Here is a 24,345-nt window from a genome sequence, read left to right on the forward strand (position 1 = left end):
CGACATTGTCTCAGAAGATCGAGGACTATGCACTGATCGGCGATTGCGAGACGGCCGCGCTTGTCGGGCGCAACGGCTCGATCGACTGGCTGTGCTGGCCGGCCTTCGATTCCGACGCCTGCTTTGCCGCGATCCTCGGCACCCACAGGAACGGCCGCTGGCTGATCGCACCGAGCGGGGATGTCACGGCTACGTCGCGCCGTTATGTTGGCGATTCACTCATCCTCGAAACCCGGTTCGAGACGGACAATGGCACCGTCGCCCTGATCGACTTCATGCCGCCGCGCGGCAAGGCGTCTGATATCGTGCGGCTGGTCCGCGGCATCAACGGTGCGGTGAAGATGCGGATGGACCTCGTGATCCGCTTCGGCTTCGGCGCCGACATTCCCTGGGTGCGGCGGATCGACCATTCCCTGATGGCAATTGCCGGCCAGGATATGACTGTGCTGCGCACGCCTGTTGAGACCCGCGGCGAGAATCTGACCACTGTTTCCGACTTCGAAGTGACGGCCGGCGAGACCGTACCGTTCGTGCTGACCTACGGACCCTCGCATCTGCCGCCGGTCGAGTCGATCGATCCAGAGATCGCGCTCGAGGAGACCGAAAGGTTCTGGCAGGACTGGTGCAGCCACTGCACCCGCGATGGCAATTATCACGATCTCGTCATGCGCTCGCTGATCACGCTGAAGGCGCTGACCTTCGCCCCGACCGGCGGCATCGTCGCGGCACCGACCACGTCATTGCCGGAGAAGCTCGGGGGCAGCAGGAACTGGGACTACCGCTTCTGCTGGCTGCGCGATGCCACCTTCACGCTGCTGGCGCTGATGAACTCGGGCTACACCGAGGAAGCCCTGGCCTGGCACAACTGGCTCCTGCGCGCCGCCGCCGGCTCGCCCTCGAACATGCAGATCATGTACGGCATCTGGGGCCAGCGCCGGCTGTTGGAGTGGGAGGCGGGCTGGCTCGACGGCTATGAGGGCGCCAAGCCGGTGCGCATCGGCAATGCCGCGCATGCGCAGCTTCAGCTCGACGTCTATGGCGAGTTGATTGACGCTTTCCACCAGTCGCGCATGGCCAAGCTCAAGCTCGACGAGGAGACCTGGGCGCTGGAATGCGCGGTGCTCAATCATCTCGCCGAGGTCTGGGACCGGCCCGATCACGGCATCTGGGAGCGCCGCGGCCAGCCCAAGCACTACGTCTTCTCCAAGGTCATGACCTGGGTCGCCTTCGATCGCGGCATCAAGAGTGCCGAGACCTTCGGCTTTAAGGCGCCGCTGTTGCACTGGCAGGCCTTGCGCGAGGCCATTCATCGTGACGTCTGCAACCACGGCTTCGATGCGGACGAAAACACGTTCGTCGAGTCCTACGGCTCGAAGCTGCTCGATGCCAGCGTGCTGCTGTTGCCCGCCGTCGGGTTCCTGCCGCCATCGGATCCCCGGATCCGCGGCACCATCGCCGCTGTCGAGAAATGGCTGATGCGCGACGGCTTCGTGCTGCGGCATGACCCGCGCGAGCTGCCTGCGGGGCAGCCGCCGCTCGAAGGCGCGTTCCTGGCCTGCACGCTGTGGCTGGCCGATGCTCATGTGCTGTCGGGCGATCTCGACAAAGCACAAATGTTGTTCGATCGCGTGGTGGGCATTGCGAACGATGTCGGGCTGCTGGCGGAGGAATATGATTTCGTGGCACGGCGCCAGACCGGCAACTTCCCGCAGGCGCTGACCCACATCGCGCTGATCAACACCGCACATAATCTGTCGGCGGCCCGGCAGGAAAGCGAGAAGCCGGCCGTGCAGCGCTCGCAGTAGTGACGCAGCGGGCGACTGCCGAGAGTAGGAGGTTAATTGCTTCCGCTACGGTTCAGCTGAAACCAGCCGACGCCAAACTCAGCCCACCCCATTCCGCTTCAAGATCATCTCTATCGCCTCGGCAAAACCGTCCTGCTCGTTGGTCGCAGTGACGTGAGTGGCGTGGTCCTTGACGTTGTCGGCGGCATTACCCATGGCGATCGAGATGCCGCTGACGCGGAACATCGCGAGGTCGTTCTGCATATCGCCGATGGTGGCGACCGCGTCGGTGGAGATGCCAAGGCGCTTGGCCATGGCCTGCACGAAGGTGCCCTTGTTGAAGCCGGGCGGGGTGATGTCGAGATAGTAAGTTTGCGAGCGTACCGCTGTGGCCTCGTTGCCGAGCGCCTCCTGCATTGCCTTCTCGCACCGCTCAAGGCCTGCGGCATCGGCACTGGCGCCGACGATCTTGCAGGCGCTCGCAAGGTACGGCGAAAAATCCGTCACGATGGTCGGATCGGCGCGGATCGTGCGCTGCTCATGCGCGACATAGCTGCCCTCGCGATTGTCGATCAGCCATTTGTCGGTGGAGAAGAGCCAGACGTCGGCGCCGTATTCGCGGAGGATCCGCAGCGATCTCTCGGCCGCGCCCGCCGGGATGAGGTGCTGCTCGACCGGTCTCATCTCGGGATCGACGATCGAGGAGCCGTTGAACGGCCCGACCGGCAGCCAGAGCGCCAACGGCTCGATCAGGAAGCGCATGCCGATCGCGGGGCGGCTGGAGGTGATGGTGAAGCCGATGCCTGCCTGGTGCAACCGCTGCACGACAGACCTCGCGCGCTCCGTCAGCGTCTTGTCCTTGGTCAGCAGCGTGCCGTCGACGGCGGAGACGACCAGTGAGATCTTCGTCATGGCAGGACCTTAAGGTTCAGGTTTTCTTATTCAGATATCTTGGCCTTAGCGCTTCGCCCCGCCCAACCTCAATTGCCGCACCACGCCGTCCACGATCGCCTCGACGGATTCGTCGATCGAGACGGTGATGACGTGCTCGCCCGCCTCCGGCGGTTCCAGCGTGTTGAACTGGCTGGTCAACAGCTCGGGCGGCATGAAATGACCTTTGCGGTGGGCGAGCCGCTCGGCGATCAGCTGCTTCGTGCCCTTCAGGAAGACGAAGCGGACGTCGTCGCGTCCGCGCAGCAGCACGTCACGATAGGCGTGTTTCAGCGCCGAGCAGGCGATGATGACGTGCTCGCCGCGTCCGCAGACCCGCGCGATCTCGTCGGCGATCGCATTGAGCCAGGGCCAGCGGTCTTCGTCGGTGAGCGGATGGCCCGCCTTCATTTTCTCGACATTGCTGGCGGGATGAAAGCTGTCGCCGTCCTCGAAGCGCCAGCCGAGGCGCTCGCCGAGTGCCGCCGCAATCGTGCTCTTGCCAGAGCCAGACACGCCCATCACGATCAATGCACAAGGTGCTTCAACGCCCGCCACGAATTCCCTCCGGAAGCGCGGCCTGGTCGACCAGCCAGACGGTCTCACCATTCGAACGCGCGCGCAATGCCGGCAGAGTCTCGCCATTGAGGAGGCGCGTCAAGATCGGCCGCTTGTCGTGCCCGGCGATCCCGAACAGCATTTCGCGGCAGGATGCCAGAACGGGCAGGGTGAGCGAGACCCGCGGGACGAACGGCGCGACATTGGCCTTGGGCACCCCGACGACCCAGCGTTCGGTCTCCTCGACTTCGGGATAGCCGGGAAACAGCGAAGCGGTGTGGCCGTCCGGGCCTACGCCCATCAGGACCATGTCGAACAGCGGCCGTGCCGCATCGAGCCGGTCAGCGCCATAGAAGGCTTGCAGCTCGCGAGCATAGGCCTCGGCGGCGCGATCAGGATTTTCGGCCGTGGTCGGGATCGGGTGGATATGGCCTGAGGGCGCACTGCGATCGAGGAAGCTCGCGCGGGCGGCTGCCATGTTGTTGAGGGGATCGCTTTCCGGCACGAAACGCTCGTCGCCGATGAACCAGTGCACGCGCTCCCACGGAATTCTTTCGCGCCAGGCGTCGCTGCCGAGCAATTGATAGAGCTTCCTCGGGCTGGAGCCGCCGGTGAGGCAGATTGCGATGCGCGAAGGGTTGGCGGCGATCCGCGCCATAACCCGTTCGGCCGCGGTAAGCGCCAACGCCTCGGCGTCGGCCGCGACGATCAGTTTCGGCTGCTCGGCCGCTTCCATCACGAGTACTTCCGCCAGCTTCGTCCGTCGCGCCGGAGCAGCTCGTCCGCGCAGGCCGGGCCGTCGCTGCCGGCTTTATAGGTCTCGATGCCGTTGGTGCCCGCGCTTTGCCAGGCGTCCAGGAACGGCTGCACCGCATCCCACCCGGCCTCGATGCCGTCGGCGCGCTGGAACAGGATGTTGTCGCCGATCATGCAGTCGTAGATCAGTGTCTCGTAGCCGGTCGAGGGATCGGCGTGGAAATAGTCGCCATAGCGGAACTTCATCTCGACGCCGTCGATGGTGACGCTCGGTCCCGGGATCTTGGCGTTGAACTGGAGCTCGATGGTCTCGGTCGGTGCAATGCCGATAGTGAGAAAGTTTTGCGACAGGCGATCGACGGCCGTGCCTGAGAACATCGACAGCGGCGCCTGCTTGAACTTGATCGCGACCTCCGTGCGCTTGTGGCCCAGCGCCTTGCCGGTGCGCAAATAGAAGGGCACGCCGGCCCAGCGCCAATTGTCGATCATCAGTTTGAGCGCGACATAGGTCTCAGTGGTGCTGCCGGGCTTGACGTCTGCCGTCTTGCGATAGTCCGGAATCTCCTCGTCGCCGATGCGGCCGGCGAGATATTGCGCGCGCACCGAGCTCCTCAGCGCTTCCTGCTGGCTCGGCCGCTGGATCGCGGTGAGAACCTCGGCCTTCTCCGAGCGGACAGAATGGGCGTCGAACCGGCTCGGCGGCTCCATCGCCACCAGCGACATCAGCTGGAACAGATGGTTCGGCACCATGTCGCGGAGCGCACCGGTGGCATCGTAGAAGCCGCCGCGATGGCCGACGCCGAGCTTCTCCTCTACCGTGATCTGAACGTGGTCGATATGATTGCGATTCCAGATCGGCTCGAACATGCCGTTGGCAAAGCGCAGCACCAGGATGTTCTGCACCGTCTCCTTGCCGAGGTAATGATCGATCCGGTAGATCTGGTGCTCATCCATGATCTTCAAAAGTTCGGCGTTCAGCGCGCGCGCCGAGGCGAGGTCGGTGCCGAACGGCTTCTCGATCACGAGGCGCCTCCAGGTGCCGTTCTGCTTCATCAGGCCGGTACGGCCGAGCTCGCGCGCGGTCGGCGCGAAAGCCGCTGGCGGGGTGGCGAGATAGAACAGCCGGTTGCCGCCGGTGCCTTCCGAGCATTCCAGCGTGTCGAGATGCTCGCGCAAGCGGTCGAACGAGGGCGGATCCTTCGCATCGGCCTCGACGAAGGTCACGCATTGCAGCAGCTGTTTTGCGATCACGTCGTCAACCGGGCGCGTTGCAAACTCGCGCAGGCCCTTCATCAGGCTGTCGCGCAGCTCGTCATCCGATTGAGCCTTGCGGCCAACGCCGACGACGCAGAATTTCTCCGGCAAAAGGTCTTCGGCGGCGAGATTGTAGAGCGATGGCATCACCAGCCGATGGGTCAGGTCTCCGGTCACGCCAAAGATGACGAAGGCGCAATTTTCCGGCTTGCGCTTTGGCTGCGGGTCTTTTGTCACGAATTGTCGGCCTTCGCTTGAGTACGTTTTACTGCAGCTTCGAACTATTTTGACTTCGGCACGCCGGGCTGCTTCGGCTCCTGGTGGCCGCCGAACCCGGCGCGCATTGCGGAGAGAATTTTCTCGGCGAATGTGTGTTCCTTGCGGGAGCGGAAACGCGTGTAGAGGGCCGCGGTCAACACTTCGGCAGGGACCGCCTCGTCGATCGCCGCATTCACGGTCCAGCGTCCTTCGCCGGAATCCTCGACGAAGCCGGAATATTCCGCCAACGCCGGGCTGTCGGCGAGCGCCGTCGAGGTGAGGTCGAGCAGCCAGGATGGGATCACGCTGCCGCGCCGCCACACCTCGGCAATGTCGGCGAGATCTAAATCGTAACGGTGGTCCGCCGGCAACGCCTCGATATTGGCGTTCTTGAGGATATCAAAACCTTCGGCATAGGCCTGCATCAGACCGTATTCGATGCCGTTATGGATCATCTTGACGAAATGTCCGGCACCGATGGGGCCGGCATGGATGTAGCCCTGCTCGATGCGGGGATCGCGGCCCTCCCGCCCCGGCGTGCGTGGAATGTCGCCGGCGCCGGGCGCGAGCGCGGCGAAGATCGGATCGAGCCGGTCCACCACCTGCTTCTCGCCGCCGATCATCATGCAATAGCCGCGGTCGAGCCCCCACACTCCGCCGGAGGTGCCGACGTCGACATAGTGGATGCCGCGCTCCTTCAGCGCCTTGCCGCGGCGGACGTCGTCCTGCCAGAAGGTGTTGCCGCCGTCGATGATGACGTCGCCCGCCTGCATCACGCCGGCGATCGTCTCGATCGTGGTCTCGGTGATACGTCCCGCAGGTAGCATCACCCAGGCCGCGCGCGGCCGCTCGAGTTTCGAGATGAATTCCTCGAGCGTCGCGGAGCCGATCGCGCCATCTGCGGCAAGGCCGGCGACGGCCTTGGCGTCCTTGTCGTAAACCACGGCCTGATGGCCGTGACGCATCAGGCGGCGAACGATGTTGCCGCCCATCCGGCCGAGACCGATCATGCCGAGTTGCATGTGAGAGCTCCTTTAATTCAATGCGTCGCTAAGCGCCGTGTTGAGCGCCGCGAGACCTTTCTTGAGCCCGCCCTTCAGGTGGACGCGCAGCGCGCGCCGGCCGCGCTCGGTGAGCACGTCGAAATCGCCGCGCGCCTGCGCCGCCTTGATCACCCCAAAGCTCGCCTTCTGGCCCGGCACCGGCAGATCCTTGGCGTCGTCGGCGGTGATCTGGAGGAACACGCCGCTATCTGGCCCGCCCTTGTAGGCCTGCCCGGTGGAGTGCAGAAAGCGCGGTCCGAATTCGGCGCAGGTCGCGACATGCCGCTTCTCGCGCACTTCGAGCCGCATGGCCTGAAGTGCGTCGATGGTGGTCTTGTCGCGCGCGATGTAGCCGAGCAGGGCGACATAGTCGCCATGGCCCGAGCGCGACAGATGCGCCTTCAGCCATGAGGTAAGGTCGCCATTGGCGCCGGCGGCGCGCAGTGCCGTGGCGTTGGCTTCATCGGTGTAGAGGTCGGCTTCATCGGTGCTGACCACCGGCTGCTCGGCTGGCAGCGCGCCGGTCTTCTCGAACTCTGAAGTGAGCTCGCGGGTCTTGATCTTGGCCGCTTCCACGTCCGGCTGGTTGAACGGGTTGATGCCGAGAATGCTGCCGGCCACGGCCGTCGCCATCTCGAAGCGGAAGAACTCCTGGCCGAGATGGTCGATCGACTTCATGACTATCCGCACCACGGGATGGCCGGCGGCCTCGATCGCGGCAAGCTTGGAATCATGGGCGGCGTCCGCCTCGCCTTCGATGCGGATGTCGATGAAGAAGCGGTCGTTGCCGTAAATCGCGGGTTCGCCCAGCGGCTCGCCCTCGATCGGGATCAGGCCCTTGCCCTCCTTCCCGGTCGATTCCGCGATCAGCTGCTCGGCCCAGGCGCCGAAATCGGCGATCTTCTTCGATGCCAGGATCGTCACCTTGTCGCGGCCTTCGAGGCCGGCGAGGCCCATGGCGAGGCCGAGCTGCACGCCCGGGTTCTCGGATGGCGGCACGTCCGGCCCGCAGGAGCGGGCCATCGCCAGTGCATGCTTGATGAAGGTCTTGACGTCTATGCCCGCGGTTGCCGCCGGCACCAGGCCGAACGGCGAGAGCACCGAATAGCGGCCGCCGATCGTGGGTTCGCCGTGGAAGATGCGGGCGTATTTCAGCTTCTTCGCGGCTTTCTCCAGCGACGAGCCCGGATCGGTCACCGCGATGAAGCGGTGGCCGGTGTTCACCTTCGGCCCAACCGCCTTGGCAACCCGCTCATGGAAATAGTCCTTCATCGCGTTCGGCTCGGTGGTGCCGCCGGACTTGCTGGAGACGATGAAGACGGTGTTGGCGACGTCGATCCTGGCCTCCATCGCCCGCACTTCGGCCGGGTCGGTGGAATCCAGCACATGCAGTTTGGGGAAGCCGGGCTTCTTCCCGAAGGTTTCGGCCAGCACCTCCGGCCCGAGGCTCGAACCACCCATGCCGAGCACGACGGCGTCGGAGAATTTCTGCCCCTTCACGCGGCCGGCATAGTCCTCGTAGTCGGCGATGTCGGCTCTTGCCGCGCTGTCGAGCCAGCCCAGCCATTTGTCCTCGTCGGTGCCGGTCCAGACCGACTTGTCGCGCGCCCACAGCCTGCGGATCTTGGCAGATGCGCGCCATTCCTCGGTGGTCTTGGCCAGGCTCGTGCCGAGCCCGTCGCCGAGCGAGAGCAGCTGGCGGTCGAGCGCGGGGCCGAGCACCACGGCCCGCTTGTGCGCGACAGCGCCATAGAGCTTATCGGCGGCATCGGCAAACTGCTTGACGCCGTCCTTGACCAGCTCCTCGGTGATCGCATCGAGCGAAATGCCGGAGCGCTCCAGCTCCTCGAGCACGCGGCGGGCGTCGTCGACATTCTCTTCCAGGCTGTCGCGCGGCTTGCCGTGATCGCGGAACGCGTCCAGCGTCGCCGGCGGCACCGTGTTGATGGTGTCGGGGCCGATCAGTTCCTCGACATAGAGGACATCGCTGTAATCCTTGTTCTTGGTGCCGGTGGACGCCCACAGCATGCGCTGCGGCTTGGCGCCCTTGGCGGCGAGCTTGTCCCAGCGTGGCCCCGAGAACAGGCGCTTGAAATCCTGATAGGCGATTTTGGCATTGGCGATCGCGACCTTGCCCTTGAGCGCGGCGAGCCGTTCCTTTTCGGAGGGATCGTTGGCGCGGGCGATCTTCTCGTCGAGCTGCTTGTCGACCACCGAGTCGATCCGGCTGACGAAGAAGCTCGCGACGCTGGCAACATGCGACGGGTCGCCGCCGCCGGCGACGTATGTCTCCAGACCGGCGAGATAGGCCTCGGCGACCCTCAGGTAGACGTCCCTGGAGAACAGCAGCGTGATGTTGATGCTGATGCCGTCGCCGATGAGCTGTTCGATCGCCGGCAGGCCCTCCGGCGTCGCCGGCACCTTCACCATCAAATTCTTGCGGTTGACGTCCTTCCAGAGCCGCCGCGCCTCGGCGACCGTGCCGGCGGTGTCCATCGCCAGATAGGGCGAGACCTCCAGGCTGACATAGCCGTCGCCTCCCTTGAGGCGGTCGTAGACCGGGCGCAGCACGTCGGCGGCATTCTGGATGTCCTCAACCGCAACGGCTTCGAACAGGTCGGCCACGGTGCGGTCGCCACGCTTCAGCGCCTTGCCGATCGGCGCATCGTATTCGTCCGAGCTGCCGATTGCCTTCTCGAAGATCGAGGGATTGGAGGTGACCCCCTTGACGCCGTCGGTGTCGATCAGTCGCTTCAGGTCGCCCTTGGCGATGAAGCCGCGGGCCAGGAAGTCGAGCCAGACGGCTTGTCCGTGCTTTTCCAGTTCTTTGACGGGATTCATGATGTTTATCTATCTCCAAGCCTGCGGGCGAGGGTTTCCGCGCCGGTCCTGACGCGCTATCCTCTAGCTTACATGCGCCCGCGAGGGAACCAATCAAGGGGATGGGAGTCATACCCTCCGGTGTAACTCCGCCGCGATCGTGGCGATCCAGGCGGCAGCAGCCGGCGGCGACATGGAGTGCGGCGGACTCCGATCCGTCCGTCACGTGACGGCGAATGGCTGTGCTGAGGAAGCATGCAGCACATCGTGACGAGTTCATGCTCTTGCCAACCTCCGCAATTCGCGCCGGCCACGAGCATCGCGGCGTGCCGCGATCCTGAAGTTACGTAACCCGTGACGCACTGCGGCTGGTGATCGCGGCGCGCAGAAATCCGCGCGTGGCAATCGCATCGTCTTCGATCGGAGAGCCGTTCGACTGATTTGGATACGTCGCTGCACGCTTGCCCGATTGCTGCCGCCGGTCCGCGCACCGCATTGCAGCAGGAAGATGAACGCGGCGCTCAAGGCTTCGCCGTACAAGCGTCATAAGATCGCCGCTGGCAGACCCCTATGCTGCAGCGCCGGATGAGCTTTCTCCCCGGTAATGCCCGGATGTTGCGAGCAAGTGACATTTTCTGGAAATGAGCCAATATGGATGTAGATTCGCTCAAATTACAGGCATGTGCCTGTTCGTAACTCAACGAGTGCCTACGTTGTGCGTTGCGTCGAGCCGGCACCCGGGTGTCCAATGATCGTCATGTGCTCACGCTGATTCGAAACGGCCTGAGGAACGGTCCGGTAACTGCATTCGTTTCAGCTTGTAGCGGAACTCACGCGGAGAGGGATCATGTACAACGATTCTCTATTCAACGCTTTCGCTCGGTCGTTCGAGGCGAGAAGCCAGCACGACTTATCGATGGCGGAATATCTGGAATCGTGTCGAAGCGATCCCATGAAATACGCGAACGCGGCCGAACGCCTGCTAGCTGCCATCGGCGAACCCCAGACGATTGACACGGCCAAGGACCCACGCCTTGGCCGTATTTTTTTGAACCGCACGATCCGCACCTATCCGGCCTTCGCCGGCTTCTACGGCATGGAAGAAACCATCGAGCGCATCGTCGGTTTCTTCCGCCACGCCGCGCAAGGTTTGGAGGAGCGCAAGCAGATCCTTTATCTGCTCGGCCCGGTCGGCGGCGGCAAATCCTCGCTCGCCGAGCGGTTGAAGTCGCTGATGGAAGTGCACCCCATCTACGTGCTGAAGGCCGGCGATGAACTTTCGCCCGTGTTCGAGAGCCCACTCAGCCTGTTCGATCCCGATCAGCTCGGGCCGATGCTGGAAGAGAAGTACGGAATTCCGCGCCGGCGCCTCACCGGCCTGATGAGCCCGTGGTGCTACAAGCGGCTGGAAGCCTTCGGCGGCGATATCTCGCAGTTCCGCGTCGCCAAGATCCAGCCGTCGCGGCTGCGCCAGATCGCGATCGCCAAGACCGAGCCCGGTGACGAGAACAACCAGGATATCTCCTCGCTGGTCGGCAAGGTCGATATCCGCAAGCTCGAGACCTACGCGCAGAACGATCCGGACGCCTACAGCTATTCCGGCGGCCTCAATCGCGCCAACCAGGGCGTGCTCGAGTTCGTCGAGATGTTCAAGGCGCCGATCAAGATGCTGCATCCGCTGCTGACCGCGACTCAGGAAGGCAACTATATCGGCACCGAGAACATCGGTGCGATCCCCTTCACCGGCATCATCCTCGCACATTCCAACGAAGCCGAGTGGGCGAGCTTCAAGGCCAACAAGAACAACGAGGCGTTCATCGACCGCATCTGCGTCATCAAGGTGCCATACTGCCTCAGGGTCACCGAAGAGCAGAAGATCTACGAGAAGCTGATCCAGGGTTCCGAGCTCGCATCGGCTCCTTGCGCGCCGTCGACACTGGAGACGCTGGCGCGGTTCTCGGTGATGTCGCGCCTGCGCAAGCACGAGAACTCCACGCTGTTCGGCAAGATGCGGGTGTATGACGGTGAGAGCCTGAAAGAGTCCGATCCGAAGGCGCGCAGCGTCCAGGAATATCGCGACGCCGCCGGTGTCGACGAGGGCATGGACGGTGTTTCCACCCGCTTCGCCTTCAAGGTCCTGGCTGCGACCTTCAATCACGACCCGCAGGAGGTCGCCGCCGACGCCGTGCACCTGATGTACGCGCTGGAGCAGGCGATCCGCCGCGAGCAGCTTCCGGAGGAAACCGAGAAACGTTATCTCGAGTTCATCAAGGCGGAGCTCGCGCCGCGCTATGCCGAGTTCATCGGCAACGAGATCCAGAAGGCCTATCTCGAATCCTACTCCGATTACGGCCAGAACCTGTTCGACCGCTACGTCGATTACGCCGACGCCTGGATCGAGGATCAGGACTTCAAGGATCCCGACACCGGCCAGCTGCTCGATCGCGAGCTTTTGAACCAGGAACTGACCAAAATCGAGAAGCCGGCGGGCATTGCCAACCCGAAGGACTTCCGCAACGAGGTCGTCAAATTCTCGTTACGCTCGCGGGCCCAGAACGGCGGCAAGAACCCGACCTGGACCTCCTACGAGAAGATTCGCGATGTGATCGAAAAGCGGATATTCTCCCAGGTCGAGGATCTGCTTCCGGTCATCTCCTTCGGGTCGAAGAAGGACGGCGAGACGGAGAAGAAGCACGGCGAGTTCGTCGCACGCATGGTGGAGCGCGGCTACACCGAGCGTCAGGTTCGCCGGCTCGTCGAATGGTACATGCGCGTGAAGCAGGCCGGTTGAGGCGGATGGGAAAGTGGCCATTCACATTATTGACAGGCGCCTGAATCCAGGCGGCAAGAGTCTTGAGAACCGGCAGCGGTTCTTGCGTCGGGCCAAATCCCTGGTGCAGGGCGCCGTCAAGAAGACCTCGCAGGAACGCGACATCAAGGACGTCCTGGAGGGTGGTGAGGTCACGATCCCGCTCGACGGAATGCACGAGCCGCGCTTCCGCCGGGAGGGCGGCACGCGCGACATGGTGCTGCCTGGAAACAAGAAGTTCGTCGAGGGCGACTATCTCCAGCGCTCGGGCCAGGGCAGCGCCAAGGATTCCGGTCCAGGCGAGGGCGACAGCGAGGACGCCTTCCGCTTCGTGCTGAGCCGCGACGAGTTCGTCGACCTTTTCCTCGACGACCTCGAACTGCCCGATCTTGCCAAGCGCAAGATCGCGCAAACCGAGAGCGAGGGCATCCAGCGCGCCGGCTACACCACCTCGGGCTCGCCGGCCAACATCTCGGTGAGCCGGACGGTTCAGCTCGCGCTCGCCCGCCGCATCGCGCTCCGGCGTCCCCGCAAGAGCGAGATCGAGGAGCTGGAGGCCGAGATCGCCGCCTGCACCGACGAGGACGTTCGCGTCGAGTTGCTCGACAAGCTCGCAAAGCTCAAGGCGAAATCCAAGCGCATCCCCTTCATCGACCCGCTCGACATCCGCTACCGCCGCTTCGAGACGGTGCCGCGGCCGGTGGCGCAGGCGGTGATGTTCTGCCTGATGGACGTCTCGGGCTCGATGTCCGAGCACATGAAGGATCTCGCCAAGCGCTTCTACATGCTGCTCTACGTGTTTCTGAAGCGCCGCTACAAGCATGTCGAGATCGTTTTCATCCGCCACACCGACCGCGCCGAGGAGGTCGACGAGCAGACCTTTTTCTACGGCCCGGCCTCGGGCGGCACGCTGGTCTCCAGCGCGCTCCAGGCGATGCACGAGATCGTGCGCGAGCGCTTCAATCCGGCGGACTGGAACATCTATGCCGCGCAAGCCTCCGACGGCGACAATTCCTATTCCGACGGCGAGCTCACGGGCCTGCTGCTGACCGACAAGATCCTGCCGGTCTGTCAGTTCTTTGCCTATCTCGAGGTCGGCGAGTCCGGCGGCAGTGCCTTCGATCTCTCCGACTCCTCGCTCTGGACCCTTTACGAGCGCCTGCGCAGCAGCGGCGCACCGCTCTCGATGCGCAAGGTCTCGGAGCGCAGCGAGATCTTTCCGGTGTTCCATGACCTGTTCCAACGCCGCGAAACCAGCCAGGAGAAGGCCGCTCCATGACGGAACGCTTGTTCGAAGGCGCGGATTGGGATTTCCACACCTTGCAGCGTATCACCGATGCCTGCGAGGAGGTGGCGTTGCAGGATCTCGGGCTCGACGTCTATCCGAACCAGATCGAGGTCATCACCGCCGAGCAGATGCTGGACGCGTATTCGTCGGTCGGCATGCCGTTGTTCTACAAGCACTGGTCGTTCGGCAAGCATTTTGCGTTTCATGAGGCCTCCTATCGCAAGGGCCTGATGGGGCTCGCCTACGAGATCGTGATCAACTCCTCGCCCTGCATCTCCTACCTGATGGAGGAGAACACGGCGACGATGCAGACGCTGGTGATCGCGCACGCGGCCTTCGGCCACAACCACTTCTTCAAGAACAATTATCTGTTCAAGCAGTGGACCGACGCCGACGGCATCCTGGATTATCTCGACTTCGCCAAGAATTATGTCGCGAGCTGCGAGGAGCGCTACGGCCGCATCGAGGTCGAGCGGACGCTCGACGCTGCGCACGCGCTGATGTCGCACGGTATCGACCGCTATCCCGGCAAGAAGAAGCTCGATTTGCGCGCCGAAGAGAAGCGGGCAGGGCGCCGCCGTCAGCATGAGGAGGAGGTCTTCAACGATCTCTGGCGCACGGTTCCGAAGGGGGCCGCCAAGAGCCGGTCCGCACTCAGCGTCGAACGCCGCCGCAAGCTGCTCGGCTTGCCGCAGGAGAATTTGCTGTACTTCCTGGAGAAAAGCGCACCGCGGCTGGCGCCGTGGCAGCGCGAATTGCTGCGCATCGTCCGCCACATCGCGCAGTATTTCTATCCGCAGAGCCAGACCAAGGTCATGAACGAGGGGACGGCGACCTACGTCCACTACCGCATCATGACCAAGTTGCACGAGCAGGGCCGCATCACCGACGGCAACTTCCTCGAATTCCTGGGGTCGCACACCAACGTGGTGTTCCAGCCAGAATTCGATGATCCGCGCTTCTCCGGCTTCAATCCCTATGCGCTCGGCTTCGCCATGATGCAGGACATCGAGCGCATCGTCACCAGGCCGGAAGACGAGGATCGCGAATGGTTTCCCGATATAGCCGGCAAGAATGACGTGATGGGCGTGCTGCGCGACGTCTGGGCCAATTACCGCGACGAGAGCTTCGTCGGCCAGTTCCTGAGCCCGAAGCTGATGCGGCACTTCCGCATGTTCCACCTGCATGACGATCCCGAGGAGCGCGCGGGGATCCGGGTCGACGCCATCCACGATGAGCGCGGCTTCCGCCGCGTGCGCCGCGAGCTGGCACGGCAGCACGATGTCGGCTACATCGACGCCAATATCGAGGTCGTCGACGTCGATCTCTCCGGCGACCGCCGGCTGATCCTGCATCACCACGTCATCAAAGGCTCGCAGCTCAACGAGACCGACGCCAAGCGCGTGCTCCAGCACCTGGCCGATCTCTGGACGTACGACGTCGCACTGATCGAGGTCGATGCCAACGACAAGGTCCTGCGCGAATATGTCGTGAGCCCGCGCCCGATCACTGCTGCGGCCTGAGGCGGTTTGGTACGCGCGACGCCTGATTGGCTGAGACTCAGCTAGACGCCGGCGAAGTTGAAGCGAGCCCGCGGCTGCTCAAGTGACCAACATGGACCGTTGTATTCTAAGCCGGCCGCTTCATCGGTCTCTTCTTCATCTTGCTCGCATTCAGCTCCACCGCCGCGCGGATCAGTGCCTTCAACGCTTTCTCGTTGAGCTTCTCGCCCTGGCGAATATCGATCGCACGCCGCACGTTTCCGTCGAGGCTGGAATTGAACAGGCCCGCCGGATCCTCCAGCGCCGCGCCCCTGGCGAACGTCATCTTCACCACAGCCTTGTAGGTCTCGCCGGTGCAGATGATGCCGTCGTGCTCCCACACGGGAACGCCGCGCCACTTCCACTCCTCGACGACATCAGGATCGGCCTCCTTGATGAGCTCGCGAATTCGCCCCAGCACCTCGCCGCGCCAGTCGCCGAGCTCCTTGATCCTGCCGTCGATCAGCTTGGAGGGTGAAGCTTCAGTCGAGTCTGCCGTGCTGTGCTTCTTCGCGCTGCCAACGTTTTTCATCATCTCGCCTCGTTCACGCGTTGCTGCGGCTGACATAGGGCAGCGCAAACAAATATAGCCCGGTCGCAAGCCACGGAATGAGCGGGACGAGCGCCAGGAAGCCGATCCAGAGCGCCTGGACCTGCATGGCCATGGCGATGATGTTCGCGATGACGGCGAGCGTGAAAGCCATCGACAGCCAACGATGAATCTGTCGAATCCAGATATGCGTGCTCATTGGGACCTCCTTTTGAAATGGATCGGGATGGACGCCGACGGAGCTAGCCTGCCCGCGCCAGCAGCTCGTCCAGCTTGGCAAAGAACTGCTTCCAGCCGGCATGCGCGCCGCCATAAGCCTGCTTCTGCGTCGGGCTGAAGCCCGCCTGCTCGACACGCAAATGAGTGCCTGCGCCCGTCGGCGTCAGCGTGAAGGTCACGACGCTTTTCAGGTCGAACGCTGCATCCTGATGCGAAAAATTCCAGGTGTAGGCGAGCGTCTTTTGCGGCTCGATAGTGAGCACCTCGCAATCCAGCACGCCGCCCCATTCGCCGCGAAGATTGAAGCGGTGGCCGACGACGGGCTTGAAGTCGTTCTTCATCAGCCATTCTTCGATCAGATGCGGCTGCGTCAGCGCGCGCCAGATTCGCTCCGCCGGGGCGGCAAATTCGCGCTCGATCACCACGGAGCGCGTTTCGCTTGAGGCTTCGTTCATTGGTCCATCCTCTTCAGGAGATCGTCGAGGGCGTCGAGCCGCCTCTGCCAGAAGCCGGCCATCTGGCTGGTCCAGTCGATCAGCGGATTGAGCGCGCCGGGACGCGCGCTGTAATGGGTCTGGCGTCCCTCGTGGCGGTCGCGCACCAGCCCGGCCTGCTTCAAAGCGCCGAGATGTTTCGAGACCGCCGGCTGGGACACCCCGGATCGCGCGGTCAGCGCCCCCACCGTCTGCTCGCCCTCGCGGCACAGCCGCTCGAAGATCGCCCGCCGCGTCGGATCGGCCAGCGTCCTGAACAGGAGGTCGTGAGCGGCGGACATGGAGGATCCATAACTCATAAGTTATGATGGATTCATAACCATAGAGTTATGGATGCGTCAAGTGCGCTGCGGTCAAGTGCGATGCGAATGAGTCAGAAGGCGGCACCGGGCGCTCCCTCTAACTTCTCCCGCTTGCGCTTGCAGGAGAGTCCTGTCGTCCGCGCCGGCCACCAGCGATTGTTCAGCATCGTGGTCCGGCTTGTTCTTCTGCCAGACTCGCACCCGTTCGAGCCGCACGATTGCCGACTTGTCATCCTTCGACAGCGCAACACCGATGCCGCCGCCCTCGCAGTCGACGCCGCAGCCGAGGCGCACCTCGTTACCGCTCTTGGTGAACACGGCGTGGTTACACGAACCGCTGGAATCGAAATCGCCGGAGCGGTGACGGTACCTGAAGCCGAGGCGGAAGGAGTTGTGGAGCTCCTTGTCCTCCTTGTCGACCTCCGCGGAGATCAGCAGCTTCATCGCGGCGACCTTCTGCTTCGGGTGCCGCGCCAGGTGCTCGGCATCGTAGCGCCGCACGAAGCAGGCATAGGCCTTGTTGCCGGGCGCGCCGGCATACATGCGCGCATTGAAGGTTTCGGCTTCGGCCTTGCTGGCCTCACGGATGTCGTCGACCTCGTCGGCACGGGCGACGCTGCTCAGCGCAGCCAAAGGCAGGGCAGCAACGATGGAGAACTTCATGATGGCCTCGAGCGCGTGACAACTCGACCGCAGCAGGACAGAACTGCTGTCTGTTAGACGCAGGCGAGGCGCACCGCATTCAAGCTGCGCAAGTCGCTCGTGCGGACCATCCGGGCGCGAACTCGATCCTGTGCTTTCGCGCCGGGTCTTAGTCATCGACGGGATCAAGAAGGTTCAAGCGGTGTTGCGGTTCGATCCTTCGGAACTCGATGCTGGCGATTGCTGCGACATTGTCTCGGTTCGTCAATGTGGTAGCCTTCACAGAACGACGGCCTTGGCTGTCGTAAGCTGGGGCTGCCTTGTGAGTTTGTGGAGTCCCCCCGCAATGGGCGAAATTCGCAACTTCAGATCCGGAAATCAGGATGGGCCGCCCCCGCACGGCCCCATGCCTCGTCGTCTCGCGGCGATCATCGTCGGTGACATCGCCTCCTACAGCCGCATGATGCAGGCTGACGAGGAGGGAACGCATGCCCGGGTCAAGCGGATCGAGCGGGATATCATCCAGCCCAGCATCGTCGAGCACCACGGAAGTCTGGTGAAGACGACGGGCGATGGTTTCATCGCCATTTTCGACAGTCCTGTCGAGGCCGTTCGATGCAGCATTGTCATTCAACAAAACCTCCTCGGCCGCAACGCCTCGCTTCCGAAGCATTCGCGGCTCGAATACCGAATTGGCGTCAATCTCGGCGACGTGATCGTAGAGCCGGACGATGTCTACGGCGATGGCGTCAACATTGCCACACGCATTGAGGGCATTGCCGAGCCCGGTCAGGTCTATATTTCGGGCGCGATCTACGAGCAGATCAAGCACAAGGTGGTGTGCGGCTATGAGTCGCTTGGGGACCGCAAGGTCAAGAACATCACCGATCCGGTGCGCGTCTATCGCGTGCTGCCGGACGCAGATGCTGTCGGCAGGACGCGAGGCCGGCGCGAGAATGTCCTGATCTTCCTCCTGAGCATTACCGTCATGGTGATCGCCACGGGCGTGCTCTGGTATTTCTTGGCGCAGCCCGGCAGGATCGACGAGCAGGCCGCCACGCCAACCGCTTCTCCGGCGGCGTCACCGATCCCCCAGCCGCTGCCGCGCGAGGCGGCGACCCAGACGCCGCAACCATCTCCGTCATTGGCTGCATCGCCGTCACCGGCACCGAGCCCATCGGTGGCGCCGCCGCGCGAACCCGAGATGATCGCCATTCGCGGCGGCAGCTTCGCGATGGGAAGCAATGACGATCCGACCGAACGGCCTGTCCACCAGGTCACGGTCAAGCCGTTCTCGATCGGCAAATATCCCGTGACGGTGCAGGAGTGGAACGAATGCGCCGCCGCCAAGGCCTGCGGATTCACGGCCACCGGCAAGGACGATGCCCCGGTCAGCAATGTGAGCTGGACCGATGCGCAGCAATATGTCACGTGGCTTGCGCAGGCGGCGAAGAAGCCCTACCGGCTTCCGAGCGAAGCCGAATGGGAATATGCGGCGCGCGGCGGAACGCAGACGAAATATTGGTGGGGCGACAAGCTTCAGCCGGGCATGGCCGGGTGCAAGGATTGCGGTGATCTTGCGGCCGAGCAGCCGGCCAAGGTCGGCAGCTTCAAGCCGAATCCATTCGGGCTCTATGACATGGGCGGCGGCATCGATCAGTGGGTCGAGGACTGCTGGCACAGGACCTATCAGGGCGCGCCGAGCGACGGCTCGGCGTGGAGCAGCGGAGATTGTAGCTCTCATGTCCTGCGGTCGGGCTCTTGGAAGAACGACTCAAGGTATGTGCGGCCGTCAAATCGCGATGGTTACGACACCAATGTCCGTTACCCCACGCATGGATTCCGTGTCGCACTCAGTCCGTAAGTACTGGAGTCAATTTGATGAAGATCATTTCCTGTGTCGCACTGGCGGCGGCGATCACATTGCTCCCGGGCGCAGCCTGTGCGCAGGGCAAGGCCGCGCCCAAGGATGCAAAGCTGTACTTCATCACGCCGCGCGACGGGCAAAAGATTCGCGGTGCATTCTGGGTCCGATTCGGCTTGCGCAACATGGGCGTGACGCATGCCGGCGACGACTACCAAAACGCCGGTCATCACCATCTGCTGGTCGACGTCAACGATCCCATCGATCCCAAGGAGCCGATCCCGCAGGATAAGTCGCACTTGCATTTCGGCGCAGGGCAGACCGAAACCATGCTCGACCTTCCGCCGGGGACTCACACACTCCAATTGGTGCTCGGCGATGCCAAGCACTATCCGTTCGAGCCCCCCGTCGCGTCGGAGAAGATCACGATACGCGTCCGGCCGACCGTCTCGGCGCGGAGTAAGTGATCACCGCAGGCTGGCGTTGATCTTGTCCAGCACTGCCGAGCCCGGGCACAGCGTATCCGCCTCCAGCGAGTTGAGCGGCGTCTCGACGGTGTTGAGGTGCTCGTGCAGATCGTCTGCGTCCGGGTCGACATAGAGCAGGCCGGTGACGATTTGGCCCTTGGCGGCGTGCTTCTGCAGGAACGTCATCGCGCCGAGACGGTCGTGCGGGTCGTAATCGGCATCGATCTTGCGCAGGGCGATCTTGGTGCCGTCATGCTGCTCGACCAGCTGCACCGTGCCCGGCGCATAGTCCACCGCGATCGGATCGCGGCCGACCAGCACGTCGAGCCGGTTCACCGCGTCGTTGTGCTCCCGGACATAGTCGAAGCTCTTGGTCGAGCCGGCGTGATTGTTGAAGGCGATGCAGGGGCTGATGACGTCGATGAAGGAGGCGCCCTTGTGCCGGATTGCGGCCGCGATCAGCGGCACGAGCTGGCTCTTGTCGCCGGAGAACGAGCGCGCGACGAAGGTGGCTCCGAGTTGCAGCGCAATCGCGACGAGGTCGATGGCGTTGTCGGTGTTGGTGACGCCCTTCTTGGATTTCGAGCCACGGTCTGCCGTCGCCGAGAACTGGCCCTTGGTCAGGCCATAGACGCCGTTGTTCTCGACGATATAGGTCATGTTGACGCCGCGCCGGATCGAATGCGCGAACTGGCCGAAGCCGATCGAGGCGGAATCGCCGTCGCCGGAGACGCCGAGATAGATCAAATCGCGGTTGGCGAGGTTGGCGCCGGTCAGCACGCTGGGCATGCGGCCGTGCACGGAGTTAAAGCCGTGCGAGTTGCCGAGGAAATAGTCCGGCGTCTTCGATGAGCAGCCGATGCCGGAGATTTTTGCGACCCGATGCGGCTCGATCGAGAGCTCATAGCAGGCCTCGATGATCGATGCGGTGATCGAATCGTGGCCGCAGCCGGCGCACAGCGTCGAAATCTTGCCTTCGTAATCGCGGCGGGTGTAGCCGAGCTCGTTCTGCTTCAATCCGGGATGATGGAATTTCGGCTTAGCAATGTAGGTCATGACACGGCCTTGCGGAGCGGGGTCACCTTGAGGTGATCCTGATGGTCGCCAATGGCTTTTGCGATAAAGCGGGCGGTGATCGGGGTGCCGTCGTAATGCACGATCGGCACGAGCCGGACCGGGTCGATGCCGTTCTCGTTGACGATGAGCTGGCGCAGCTGGCTGTCGCGGTTCTGCTCGACCACGTAGACGAAGTCGTGCTCGGCGAGGAAGCTGGCGACGCTGGAGTGGAACGGGAAGGCGCGGATGCGCAGGCGGTCGAGCTGATGCCCGCGCGCTTCCAACAGCCCGATGGCTTCGTCCATCGCCGGCGAGGTCGAGCCGAAATAGATCACGCCGTATTTGGTCGGCCGTTCCGCATTGGCCTGCAGTGGCCGTGGGACCAGGTCTTGCGCGGTCTCGAACTTGCGGACCAGGCGCTGCATGTTGTCGGCATAAACCGTGCCTTCCTCGGAATAGCGCGCATAACGGTCACGCGAGGTGCCGCGGGTGAAGTAGGAGCCCTTGGTCGGATGTGTGCCGGGATAGGTGCGGTAGGGGATGCCATCGCCGTCGACGTCGAGATAGCGGCCGAAATCGCGGCCTTCCTCCAGCATTTCCGCGGTCATCACCTTGCCGCGGTCGTATTGCCTTGAATCGTCCCACTTCAGCGGACGGCAGAGGCGGTGGTTCATGCCGATGTCGAGATCGAGCATCAGGAAGATCGTGGTCTGGAGCCGCTCGGCGAGGTCGAACGCGGCAGCCGCGAACTCGAACGCTTCCGCCGGATCTTCCGGGAATAGCAGCACATGCTTGGTGTCACCATGCGAAGCATAGGCACAAGCGATGATGTCGCATTGCTGGGTCCGGGTCGGCATGCCCGTGGAGGGGCCGGCGCGCTGGATGTTCATGATCACGGCCGGAATCTCGGCGAAATATGAGAGGCCGATGAACTCGGTCATCAAGGAGATGCCGGGGCCCGAGGTCGCGGTGAAGGCGCGCGCGCCGTTCCAGGAGGCGCCAATGACGATACCGATCGAAGCCAGCTCGTCCTCGCCCTGCACGATCGCGTATTTCGCCTTGCCGGTTTCAGGATCATGCCGGTACTTCTTGCAATGGGCGGTGAAGGCCTCCGCCACCGATGACGACGGCGTGATCGGATACCAGGCGCACACCGTGGCGCCACCATAGACGGCGCCGAGCGCGGCGGCGCTGTTGCCCTCTATGAAGATGCGATCGCCGACCTTGTCCGATTTCTTCACGCGCAGCCCGATCGGGCATTTCAGGTTCTGGAGTGCCCAGTCGCGGCCGAGATGCAGCGCGTGGACGTTGGAGGACAAGAGCTTCTCCTTGCCCTTGTACTGTTCGCCGATCAGCTGCTCGATCAGCTTCGGATCCATGTCGAGCAGCGCGCTGAGTGCGCCGAGATAGATGATGTTCTTGAACAGCTGGCGCTGGCGCGGATCGGTGTAGGTCGAGTTGGTGATCGCGGTGAGCGGCACGCCGATCACGGTGATGTCGTCGCGGAATTTGGTCGACGGCATCGGCTTGGTGGAATCATAGAACAGATAGCCGCCGGGCTCGATGCCCGCGACGTCCTTGTCCCAGGTCTGTGGGTTCATCGCCACCATCATGTCGACGCCGCCGCGGGCGCCGAGATGGCCGTCTTCCGTCACCCGCACCTCGTACCAGGTCGGCAGGCCCTGGATGTTGGAGGGGAAGATGTTGCGTGGGGAGACCGGAACGCCGTGGCGCAGGATCGCGCGCGCGAACATCTCGTTGGCGCTGGCCGAGCCCGAGCCGTTGACGTTGGCAAAGCGGACGACGAAGTCGTTTACGCTGCTGATCGGCTTTTTGTCGGGCATGCTGAACCTGCGTGGGTCATCTCGATGAAATATTTCTGCATGTCCCAGGCGCCGGTGGGACAACGCTCCGCGCACAGCCCGCAATGCAGGCAGACATCCTCGTCCTTCACCATCACGCGCCCGGTCTTGAGATCCGAGGAGACGTAGAGGTCCTGGTCGGGATGCGGCGCGGGGGCCTTCAGGCGCTGGCGCAGGTCGCTTTCCTCGCCGTTATCAGTGAAGGTAATGCAATCCATCGGGCAGATGTCGGCGCAGGCATCGCACTCGATGCAGAGCGAGGTCGAGAACACGGTCTGCACGTCGCAGTTCAGGCAGCGATGCGCCTCGCCGAGCGCGAGCTTGACGTCGTAGCCGAGCTCGACCTCGGCACGGATGTCCTTCAGCGCGACGACCTTGTCGCGATGCGGCACCTTGAAGCGCTTGTCGATGGAGATGTCGTTGTCATAGCTCCATTCGTGGATGCCCATCTTCTGCGAGGAGACGTGCACCTTCGGCAGCGGGCGATCTTCGATAGCCTCGCCCGAGAGCATCTTGTGGATCGACAGCGCGGCATCATGGCCGTGCGCGACCGCCCAGATGATGTTCTTCGGGCCGAACGCCGCATCGCCGCCGAAGAAGACTTTTGGATTGGTCGAGACGAAGGTCTTCGGATCGACCTTGGGCATGTGCCATTTGTCGAACTCGATGCCGCAATCCTGCTCGATCCAGGGAAAGGCGTTCTCCTGGCCGACGGCGACCAGGACGTCGTCGCATTCGAAGGTCTGGTCGGGCTCACCCGACGGAACGAGGTTGCGGCGGCCGTTGGCGTCGTATTCGGCCTTCACCTTCTGAAAGGTGATGCCGGTGAGCTTGCCATTGTCGTGGATGAAGGCGACGGGAACGAGGAAGTTGAGGATCGGGATGTCCTCGTGGAGCGCGTCCTCCTTTTCCCAGGGCGAGGCCTTCATTTCCTCGAAGCCGGAGCGCACGACGACCTTGACGTCTTCGCCGCCGAGGCGGCGCGCGGTGCGGCAGCAATCCATCGCGGTATTGCCGCCGCCGAGCACGATCACGCGCTTGCCGACCTTGTCGGTATGACCGAACGACACCGAGGCCAGCCACTCGATTCCGATATGGATGTTGGCGGCTGCCTCTTTCCGGCCGGGAATGTCGAGCTCGCGGCCGCGCGGCGCGCCGGAGCCGACGAAGATCGCGTCGTATTTCTCCGCAAGCAGCGCCTTCATGCTATCGATGCGATGGCCGCCTCTAAACTCGACGCCGAGACCCAGGATGTAGCCGGTCTCCTCGTCGATCACGGAATTGGGCAGGCGGAATTTCGGGATCTGCGTGCGCATCATGCCGCCCGCTTCGGGATCGGCATCGAACACGGTGCAGTGATAGCCGAGCGGCGCAAGATCGCGCGCCACAGTCAGCGAGGCCGGACCGCCGCCGACCAGCGCGACGCGCTTGCCATTCTTCGGCGCGGGTCGCGGCAGGCGCGCCTTGATGTCGTCCTTGAAGTCGGCGGCGACGCGCTTGAGGCGGCAGATCGCGACCGGAGTTTCCTCGACGCGTCCGCGGCGGCACGCCGGCTCGCATGGACGGTCGCAGGTGCGTCCCAGAATTCCGGGAAACACGTTCGATTTCCAATTGATCATGTAGGCGTCGCTGTAGCGGCCTTGTGCGATCAGTCGGATGTATTCGGGAACCGGGGTGTGCGCAGGACAGGCCCATTGGCAATCGACCACTTTGTGAAAGTAGTCGGGGGCCGCGATATCGGTCGGTTTCATTCCTACCCTGTCCGCGCAGGCTCAAAGACCCCGCGGCCTTTTCTTGAGCTTGGCGGACGCTTAATGCGTCTCGATCTGGTTTCTGAATGGCATCATT

20 protein-coding genes are annotated in these 24,345 nt (G+C 63.3%); 6 read left to right on the forward strand and 14 right to left on the reverse strand.

Annotated elements, in window-relative coordinates; genetic code table 11:
- The first annotated feature begins 5 nt into the window (after positions 1 to 5).
- A complete protein-coding gene (locus IVB12_RS04210; RefSeq protein ID WP_247295945.1) occupies positions 6 to 1,805 on the forward strand; it encodes a glycoside hydrolase family 15 protein in 1,800 nt (599 codons plus the stop codon).
- Positions 1,806 to 1,883: 78 nt separating this feature from the next.
- Here IVB12_RS04210 and IVB12_RS04215 read toward each other — a convergent pair whose 3' ends face one another.
- From IVB12_RS04215 to IVB12_RS04240, 6 genes are read right to left on the reverse strand one after another with little or no spacing between them, the layout of a single operon-like run.
- Positions 1,884 to 2,696 (reverse strand): HAD family hydrolase, encoded by an 813-nt coding sequence (locus IVB12_RS04215; RefSeq protein ID WP_247295947.1) that lies wholly within the window; start codon positions 2,694 to 2,696, stop codon positions 1,884 to 1,886.
- A gap of 45 nt (positions 2,697 to 2,741) precedes the next feature.
- A complete protein-coding gene (locus IVB12_RS04220) occupies positions 2,742 to 3,272 on the reverse strand; it encodes a gluconokinase (RefSeq protein WP_247295949.1) in 531 nt (176 codons plus the stop codon).
- Positions 3,259 to 4,008, reverse strand: a complete 750-nt coding sequence (gene pgl / locus IVB12_RS04225) for a 6-phosphogluconolactonase (RefSeq protein ID WP_247296120.1) — start codon at positions 4,006 to 4,008, stop codon at positions 3,259 to 3,261. The genes IVB12_RS04220 and pgl overlap by 14 nt, the downstream gene beginning before the upstream one ends.
- A complete protein-coding gene (zwf, locus tag IVB12_RS04230; protein WP_247295951.1) occupies positions 4,008 to 5,519 on the reverse strand; it encodes a glucose-6-phosphate dehydrogenase in 1,512 nt (503 codons plus the stop codon). Before zwf ends, pgl begins: the two co-directional genes overlap by 1 nt.
- A 44-nt stretch (positions 5,520 to 5,563) precedes the next feature.
- The gene (gnd, locus tag IVB12_RS04235) at positions 5,564 to 6,562 is read right to left on the reverse strand and encodes a phosphogluconate dehydrogenase (NAD(+)-dependent, decarboxylating) (RefSeq protein ID WP_247295953.1); all 999 of its coding nucleotides are present in this window, start codon (positions 6,560 to 6,562) and stop codon (positions 5,564 to 5,566) included.
- 12 nt (positions 6,563 to 6,574) lie between these two features.
- The gene (locus IVB12_RS04240) at positions 6,575 to 9,424 is read right to left on the reverse strand and encodes a bifunctional transaldolase/phosoglucose isomerase (protein WP_247295954.1); all 2,850 of its coding nucleotides are present in this window, start codon (positions 9,422 to 9,424) and stop codon (positions 6,575 to 6,577) included.
- 826 nt (positions 9,425 to 10,250) lie between these two features.
- On the opposite strand from IVB12_RS04240, the gene IVB12_RS04245 reads away from it, so the two are divergent.
- From IVB12_RS04245 to IVB12_RS04255, 3 genes are read left to right on the forward strand one after another with little or no spacing between them, the layout of a single operon-like run.
- Positions 10,251 to 12,194 (forward strand): PrkA family serine protein kinase, encoded by a 1,944-nt coding sequence (locus IVB12_RS04245; protein WP_247278348.1) that lies wholly within the window; start codon positions 10,251 to 10,253, stop codon positions 12,192 to 12,194.
- 19 nt (positions 12,195 to 12,213) lie between these two features.
- Positions 12,214 to 13,491, forward strand: a complete 1,278-nt coding sequence (locus IVB12_RS04250) for a YeaH/YhbH family protein (RefSeq protein WP_247296121.1) — start codon at positions 12,214 to 12,216, stop codon at positions 13,489 to 13,491.
- Positions 13,488 to 15,023, forward strand: a complete 1,536-nt coding sequence (locus IVB12_RS04255; protein ID WP_247295956.1) for a SpoVR family protein — start codon at positions 13,488 to 13,490, stop codon at positions 15,021 to 15,023. Before IVB12_RS04250 ends, IVB12_RS04255 begins: the two co-directional genes overlap by 4 nt.
- A 106-nt stretch (positions 15,024 to 15,129) precedes the next feature.
- On the opposite strand, the gene IVB12_RS04260 is transcribed toward IVB12_RS04255, so the two are convergent.
- From IVB12_RS04260 to IVB12_RS04280, 5 genes are all read right to left on the reverse strand, one after another.
- Positions 15,130 to 15,573, reverse strand: coding sequence for a DUF1801 domain-containing protein (locus IVB12_RS04260; RefSeq protein ID WP_247296123.1), 444 nt, complete (start codon positions 15,571 to 15,573; stop codon positions 15,130 to 15,132).
- 13 nt (positions 15,574 to 15,586) lie between these two features.
- Entirely contained in the window at positions 15,587 to 15,790 is a 204-nt protein-coding gene (locus tag IVB12_RS04265) for a hypothetical protein (protein WP_247295958.1), read from the reverse strand.
- A 43-nt stretch (positions 15,791 to 15,833) separates the two neighbouring features.
- On the reverse strand, positions 15,834 to 16,265 hold the full coding sequence (locus IVB12_RS04270) for an SRPBCC domain-containing protein (RefSeq protein ID WP_247295960.1): 432 nt from the start codon (positions 16,263 to 16,265) through the stop codon (positions 15,834 to 15,836).
- The gene (locus IVB12_RS04275) at positions 16,262 to 16,585 is read right to left on the reverse strand and encodes a metalloregulator ArsR/SmtB family transcription factor (RefSeq protein WP_247295962.1); all 324 of its coding nucleotides are present in this window, start codon (positions 16,583 to 16,585) and stop codon (positions 16,262 to 16,264) included. The genes IVB12_RS04270 and IVB12_RS04275 overlap by 4 nt, the downstream gene beginning before the upstream one ends.
- A gap of 72 nt (positions 16,586 to 16,657) precedes the next feature.
- Positions 16,658 to 17,269 carry a hypothetical protein gene (locus IVB12_RS04280; protein ID WP_247295965.1) on the reverse strand — a complete coding sequence of 204 codons (612 nt, stop codon included), beginning with the start codon at positions 17,267 to 17,269 and terminating at the stop codon, positions 16,658 to 16,660.
- Positions 17,270 to 17,594: 325 nt separating this feature from the next.
- Between IVB12_RS04280 and IVB12_RS04285 the strand changes: the two genes are divergently transcribed.
- Together IVB12_RS04285 and IVB12_RS04290 are read left to right on the forward strand one after the other, a co-directional pair.
- Complete coding sequence (locus IVB12_RS04285) at positions 17,595 to 19,112, forward strand: SUMF1/EgtB/PvdO family nonheme iron enzyme (protein ID WP_247295967.1); 1,518 nt, start codon at positions 17,595 to 17,597, stop codon at positions 19,110 to 19,112.
- Between the two features lie 17 nt (positions 19,113 to 19,129).
- Positions 19,130 to 19,579 carry a DUF4399 domain-containing protein gene (locus IVB12_RS04290; RefSeq protein WP_247295969.1) on the forward strand — a complete coding sequence of 150 codons (450 nt, stop codon included), beginning with the start codon at positions 19,130 to 19,132 and terminating at the stop codon, positions 19,577 to 19,579.
- Here the strand turns inward: IVB12_RS04290 and IVB12_RS04295 are convergent, their stop codons facing one another.
- Genes IVB12_RS04295 through IVB12_RS04305 form a run of 3 tightly spaced genes read right to left on the reverse strand, consistent with a single transcriptional unit; the run spans position 19,580 to position 24,248 of the window.
- Positions 19,580 to 20,635: a 2-oxoacid:ferredoxin oxidoreductase subunit beta gene (locus IVB12_RS04295; RefSeq protein ID WP_247295971.1), complete on the reverse strand. Its 1,056-nt coding sequence runs from the start codon at positions 20,633 to 20,635 to the stop codon at positions 19,580 to 19,582.
- Positions 20,632 to 22,479, reverse strand: coding sequence for a 2-oxoacid:acceptor oxidoreductase subunit alpha (locus tag IVB12_RS04300; RefSeq protein ID WP_247295973.1), 1,848 nt, complete (start codon positions 22,477 to 22,479; stop codon positions 20,632 to 20,634). Before IVB12_RS04300 ends, IVB12_RS04295 begins: the two co-directional genes overlap by 4 nt.
- Positions 22,449 to 24,248 (reverse strand): FAD-dependent oxidoreductase, encoded by a 1,800-nt coding sequence (locus tag IVB12_RS04305; RefSeq protein ID WP_247295975.1) that lies wholly within the window; start codon positions 24,246 to 24,248, stop codon positions 22,449 to 22,451. The genes IVB12_RS04300 and IVB12_RS04305 overlap by 31 nt, the downstream gene beginning before the upstream one ends.
- Positions 24,249 to 24,345 lie beyond the last annotated feature (97 nt).

The organism is Bradyrhizobium sp. 179 (assembly GCF_023073535.1).
Lineage (GTDB): Bacteria > Pseudomonadota > Alphaproteobacteria > Rhizobiales > Xanthobacteraceae > Bradyrhizobium.